This is a genomic window from Dietzia maris (assembly GCF_014144855.1).
In the GTDB taxonomy this organism is placed as follows: domain Bacteria; phylum Actinomycetota; class Actinomycetes; order Mycobacteriales; family Mycobacteriaceae; genus Dietzia; species Dietzia kunjamensis.
On sequence record NZ_JAALDN010000207.1, the window covers coordinates 1 to 5,628 of the forward strand.

5 protein-coding genes and 2 pseudogenes are annotated in these 5,628 nt (G+C 72.9%); 5 read left to right on the plus strand and 2 right to left on the minus strand.

From position 1 onward, the window contains the following. Positions 1 to 181 (minus strand): annotated as a pseudogene (locus G6024_RS07375) (SAV_6107 family HEPN domain-containing protein); the annotation flags it as partial. 92 nt (positions 182 to 273) lie between these two features. Here G6024_RS07375 and G6024_RS07380 point away from each other — a divergent pair. Genes G6024_RS07380 through G6024_RS07390 form a run of 3 tightly spaced genes read left to right on the plus strand, consistent with a single transcriptional unit; the run spans position 274 to position 3,169 of the window. Then, positions 274 to 861 (plus strand): GNAT family N-acetyltransferase, encoded by a 588-nt coding sequence (locus G6024_RS07380; protein ID WP_096907272.1) that lies wholly within the window; start codon positions 274 to 276, stop codon positions 859 to 861. Beyond that, on the plus strand, positions 858 to 2,444 hold the full coding sequence (locus G6024_RS07385) for a phytoene desaturase family protein (protein ID WP_096905651.1): 1,587 nt from the start codon (positions 858 to 860) through the stop codon (positions 2,442 to 2,444). The genes G6024_RS07380 and G6024_RS07385 overlap by 4 nt, the downstream gene beginning before the upstream one ends. Further along, positions 2,441 to 3,169 (plus strand): LppM family (lipo)protein, encoded by a 729-nt coding sequence (locus G6024_RS07390; RefSeq protein WP_096905652.1) that lies wholly within the window; start codon positions 2,441 to 2,443, stop codon positions 3,167 to 3,169. The genes G6024_RS07385 and G6024_RS07390 overlap by 4 nt, the downstream gene beginning before the upstream one ends. Positions 3,170 to 3,196: 27 nt before the next feature. Here G6024_RS07390 and metF read toward each other — a convergent pair whose 3' ends face one another. Further along, on the minus strand, positions 3,197 to 4,174 hold the full coding sequence (gene metF / locus G6024_RS07395; RefSeq protein ID WP_096905653.1) for a methylenetetrahydrofolate reductase [NAD(P)H]: 978 nt from the start codon (positions 4,172 to 4,174) through the stop codon (positions 3,197 to 3,199). Between the two features lie 96 nt (positions 4,175 to 4,270). Between metF and G6024_RS07400 the strand changes: the two genes are divergently transcribed. Then, positions 4,271 to 5,350 (plus strand): polyprenyl synthetase family protein, encoded by a 1,080-nt coding sequence (locus tag G6024_RS07400; protein WP_159148384.1) that lies wholly within the window; start codon positions 4,271 to 4,273, stop codon positions 5,348 to 5,350. A gap of 3 nt (positions 5,351 to 5,353) precedes the next feature. Further along, a pseudogene (locus tag G6024_RS07405) lies at positions 5,354 to 5,628 on the plus strand (hypothetical protein); the annotation flags it as partial.

The following is a 5,628-nucleotide window of genomic DNA, read 5'->3' on the forward strand; positions in this document are numbered from 1 at the left end:
GCGGCCCGGGGGCCAGCAGGGCCCCGGCCGCGTACCTCGCGGCGCGGTACGACTCGAGGAACCGCTCGGAGGGAGCAGCGGCGGCGATCGCGCGCCCACGGTGCAGCTCCGCACGGCTCGCCCGTCCGAGGGTTCCCACCGCTCCCCCGCCGGCCGTCCGCATCCTGTTCCTGGTGTCCATCTCCCCTGCACCTCCCCTTCTGCGCGCACGGTATCGCCGGGGTACGACACATCCGGACGCCCCGTATCCGCGCCCGTGATCAAATGGGGTGGATGGACACCGTGATCACCCGGCTCGACGCAGCCGACTTCCGAGACCGACTGCCCGAGGCTCTGGGGGTCTACGTCGACGCCATGGGCTACCCGCCGCAGGTGGTCCGCTCCCGGGCCGCGGCGTGGATGGAGCACAGCTACCGGGACGGCTGGTCGGGTGTGGCCGCGTTCGAGGCCCCGCGCCGACGCCTGCTCGGTCAGACCCGGGGGCAGCTCGTCGCCATCTGCTACGGCTATCACGGCGCTCCCGGGCAGTGGTGGTACGACCAGGTCTCCCGGGGACTGCGGGACCGGGACCGTGAGCTCCCGCCCGACTACGTGGAACTGACCGAGCTGCACGTCTCGCCGGGACTGCAGGGGCGCGGCATCGGCGCGACCCTCGTCAGGACGTTCCTGGCCGACCGGCCGGAGAGCACGGTGCTGCTGTCGACCCCGGAGGTCGACGGCGAGGACAACGCGGCCTGGCGCCTGTACCGGTCGTTGGGGTTCACCGATGTGCTGCGTTCGTATCGGTTCCAGGGGGACGCGAGACCGTTCGCCGTCCTGGCCCGATCGCTACCGCTCGCCGGGAACGGAGATCGGACGTGACCCCCCGGCATGACGTGGTGGTGGTCGGCTCCGGCCACAACGGACTGGTGTGCGCCGCCTATCTCGCCCGCGCCGGGCTCGACGTGCACGTGGTCGAACGGGACACGGTGATCGGCGGCGCCACGTCGACGGTCGAACGGTACCCGGGCCACCGCACCGACCGCGGGTCCTCGGCACATCTGATGATCCGCCACACCGGGATCCCGGAAGAGCTCGGGCTGGAGGCCCACGGACTGCGCTACGTGGACTGCGACCCGTGGGGCTTCGCGCCCGCCCCGCCGAGATCCGACGCGCCACCGATCGTCTTCCACCGTGACCTCGACGCCACGTGCGCCAGCATCGCCGCGGCCTGCGGTGAGGCCGACGCCGGCGCGTACCGGGAGTTCGTCCGCCGGTGGGACGTCCTGGCGGGACGGATGATGAAGGGGTTCGCGGTCCGCCCCACCGCCCCGGGTCTCGGTTCGGCGTTCCTCGGGGCCGACGACCTGCGCGATCCGTTCGGCGCGGTCCAGACCTTCCTGTCCTCCGGTGACGCGCTGCTGGACGCGATGTTCACCTCGGAGCGCCTCAAGGCGGCACTGTCGTGGTTCGGCGCGCAGTCGGGACCGCCGATGTCCCACCCCGCCACAGCCCCCATGATCGGGTTCGCCGCCCTGATGCACCGGATCCCGCCGGGGCGCGCGATCGGCGGTTCGGGCGCGCTCGCGGAGTCCCTCTCGGCCGCCGTCCGGGCGCACGGGGGGACGGTCACCGCAGGTGCCGGGGCCACCTCGATCCGGCGCTCCGGTTCGGGGTGGCGCGTCGACACCGAGGGCGGACGATCCCTGTACTGCTCGGCCGTCGTCGCCGCCTGCCACGTCCACACGACCCTGGACCTCCTCGCCGGCGAACTCCCGGCGGCGACGCTGGACGGGTGGCGGCGGCGGATCAGGCCCGGTTTCGGACTGGGGATGGCCGTCAGACTCGGGACCGATGCACTGCCCACGTATCCCGGCGTACCCACGAGCACCAGCGCCCACGGCCTGCAACTGCTCGTCACGGACCGACGGCACCTCGATCGCCGCTACGGCGTCGCCGCCGCGGGCGGCCTCGACGCCGATCCCGCCGTCCTGGCGATGAGCTTCAGCGCGCTCGACCCCTCGCTGGCTCCGGAGGGCCGCCACGAGCTGACACTGTGGTCACAGTGGCACCCGCGCCACCTGGCCGACGGCCGTGGCTGGTCGGAGGAGGGCGCCGCGGAGGCCGACCGGATCATCGCCGTCGCGGACCGCTTCGCGCCGGGGTTGGCCGACTCGATCGTCCACCGTCACGTCCAGACCCCCGAGGACCTGGAGACCGAACTCGGGCTGATCGGCGGGAACGTCATGCACGTGGAGATGTCCCTCGACCAGATGCTGCCGATGCGTCCCCACCCCGATCTGCGCGGTCACGCCGTGCCCGGGGCCGACGGCGTGTTCCTGGCGGGGGCCTCGACCCACCCCGGTGGCGGTGTGATCGGGACCAGCGGCAGGACGGTGGCGCGGCTCGTGACCCGCCGACTCGGCAGGTCGGCGCGGCGACGGCGGGGATCACGGGCACAATGACCGCCGTGACCCCGCCCCATCCGACAGCGAACGCCCCCACGAGCAGTGGCCGCTCCCGACTGCCCCGGCGACTGGCGGGCCTCACGGCCCTGGCCACCCTCCTGGTGCTCCTGTCCGGGTGCCTCCAGCTGAACGCCCAGATGAGCGTCCGCAAGGACGACACCGTCTCCGGCCGGATCCTCGTGGCGGGTGACCAGCCCGCTCAGGCGGCCGCGCTCGACCGGATCACCACGCCGTCCGGGCTCGAGCAGAAGGTGCGCATCACCCCCTACTCAGCGGACGGTTTCACCGGCCGCGAGATCTACTTCACCCAGTTGACGTTCGCGGAGGTCGACACCCTCACCCTCGCGATCGACATCGAGGGGGCACGGCCGTACAGCCTGGGCTTCCGCCGCAGCGGCGACACGGTGTCGTTCAGCGGATCGGTGGACCTGTCCCTGCTGCCCGCCGACCGCGCCGAGACGGCGACCACCCGGGTCGACCTGACCTTCCCCAACCGCATCAAGGAGACCAACGGCACCATCGGGGCCGGCAACTCCGTCAGCTGGTCCCCGGCTCCGGGGTCCATCACGCGGATGCAGGCCTCGTCGTCGTATCCCGACCCGGCCGCACGTGGGTTCGCGGTGTGGATGATCGTCGGGATCGGCGCCGCCCTGCTGGTGTCCATCGGGACGATCCTGGCCGCCCGGACGTCCAGGGCCCGTGCCGACCGGCTGGTGCGCTGACCCGAGCCGCACCCCCACCGGGGCGGATCAGATCCTGCCGGCCGCCACCCCGGGGGCGGGGGCCATCGACAGGTTGGTGAGGACCTCGTGGGTGGCCTTGGAGAAGTTCAGGGTGTTGAAGTGCAGGCACGGGACACCCTCGGCGATCAGTCGCTCGCACATGCGGGTGGTGAGATCGATCCCGACCTCACGGACCGCCGCCCGGTTCTCCTCGGGCCCGTCCCCGGCCGCGGTCCGGAGCCGCTCGGCCAGGTCGTCGGGCAGGGCGCAGCCCGAGAGCTCGACCATCCGCTGGACCTGCCGCAGACTCGTGACCGGCATGAGTCCGGGGATGATGGGCTTGGCGCCCTGCTCCGGGTCGGCGGCGACGGCGCGATCCCTCAGGCGCAGGTAGTGCTCCACGTCCCAGAACATCTGGGTGATCGAGTACTCGGCGCCGGCCCGGAGCTTGTTCACCAGGATCTCGGAGTCGTGCTCGAGGTCCCGGGCCCGGTAGTGCCCCTCGGGGAAGGACGCCACCCCGACGTGGAAGCCCCCCACCTCGTGGATCAGACGGACGAGCTCCTCGGCGTAGTGCAGCCCCTCCGGGTGAGCCGTCCACTCGCCCAGCGGGTCCCCGGGCGGGTCCCCGCGCAGGGCGAGGATGTTGGACACCCCGACCTCGCCGTACATGCGGATCATGTCGGTGAGTTCGGCGACCGTGTGGTCCACCGCCGTCAGGTGCGCGATCGGCAGCAGGTCGGTCTCACGGACGAGCCGCTCGACGACCCGGACGGTCCGGTCCCGCGTGGATCCGCCGGCCCCGTAGGTGACCGAGACGAACGCCGCCCCGAGGTCGGAGAACACGGTGGCGGCGCGCCAGAGTCGGTCCTCGGCGGCCTCGTCTCGCGGCGGGTAGAACTCGACGGAGAACGGAACCCTCGGGGTGGTCGACGTCGCGATCCGCTCCACGATGCTCGGGTGCCGGCCGCCGTCCGTCGGGTCGGAGTCGGGTAGCTGGGTCACCCGACCAGGGTAGCCCGACGCGCACCACGTCCGGCCGCCGCCCGACGACTAGGATCGTCGGCGACGAGGGCGGCCGGACACCGGCGCCCGGAAGGGATGGTGCCCGTGGTCTCGGCGACTCGCCCCGACGACGGAGAACGCGTCCTCGACGCGCTCCGCCGACTCATCGACGAACGGCGCACGGTCGTGGCGGGGATAGACGAGCGGGTCGACCGCCTGGCCGGCCTGCTCTCCGACTTCGTCCTCGACGGCGGCAAACGGATGCGACCGCGGTTCGCCCTGGCCGGCTGGGCCGCCGCGAGCGACACGGACGCTCCCGCCCCGGACGAGGTCGTCACCGCCTGCGCCGCCCTCGAGCTGATCCAGGCCTGTGCGCTGGTCCACGACGACATCGTGGACGCCTCGGACACCCGGCGAGGCCGCCCCACCGTCCACCGGACGATCGAGGCCGCGCACTGCAACGAGGGTTGGGACGGGGACGCGGCCCGCTACGGCGTCTCCCAGGCCATCCTCGTGGGCGACCTGGCCCTGACGTGGGCCGACGAGATGTTCGTGACCTCCGGGGTACCCCCCGAGGCCCTGGCCCGCGCGCTGGGTCCCTGGTACGCCATGAAGACAGAGGTCCTGTCGGGGCAGATGCTTGACATCCTCGCCGAGGCCTCGGGCGCCACAGACGAGCTCACCCCGGCCCGGGTGAACCGCTTCAAGACCGCGGCCTACACGGTGGAGCGGCCACTGCACATCGGCGCCGAGCTGGCGGGTGCCGGGGCGGAGACCGTCTCGGCCCTGCGGGAGTTCGGGGTGGCCGTGGGCCAGGCGTTCCAGTTGCGGGACGACATGCTGGGCGTGTTCGGCGACCCGGAGGTCACCGGCAAGCCCTCCGGGGACGACCTGCGGGAGGGCAAGCGCACCCTGCTGCTCGCCCGTGCGACCGCCCTCGCCCCCCGCCCGGACGCCGAGTTCCTCCTCGGCGTCCTCGGGACGCAACCCGACGCGGCCACGCTCGAACGCGCGCGCAGCATTCTCGTGGAATCCGGTGCCGTGGTCTCGGTGGAGGCCGAGATCGACGCGTTGACCACCCGCGCCCTGGACGCCGTGGCCTCCGACGCGATCAGCGACCACGGGCGGGACACGCTGCGGGCACTGGCGGAGGCCGCGACCCGCAGGCGGGCTTGATCCGTGCAGGGAGCGACCGGACCCCGGCCGGAGACGACCACCTCGTCGTCGTCACCATTGTCGTCATCACCGCCGTCATCACCGCCGTCGTCACCGTCATCATCACCGTCGCCGTCGACACCATCGTCGCGGATCCGCCGGGCGACCACCGCGACGACCGCCTCGGCCCGCGCCGCCCTGAACGGCCCCTCCGGTCCGGCACTGTGGCGCGGCGTCCTCGGCTCGGTCCTGCTCACCATCGCCGGATTCGGCGCGGGCGCCCTGCCCGTGGACGGCGG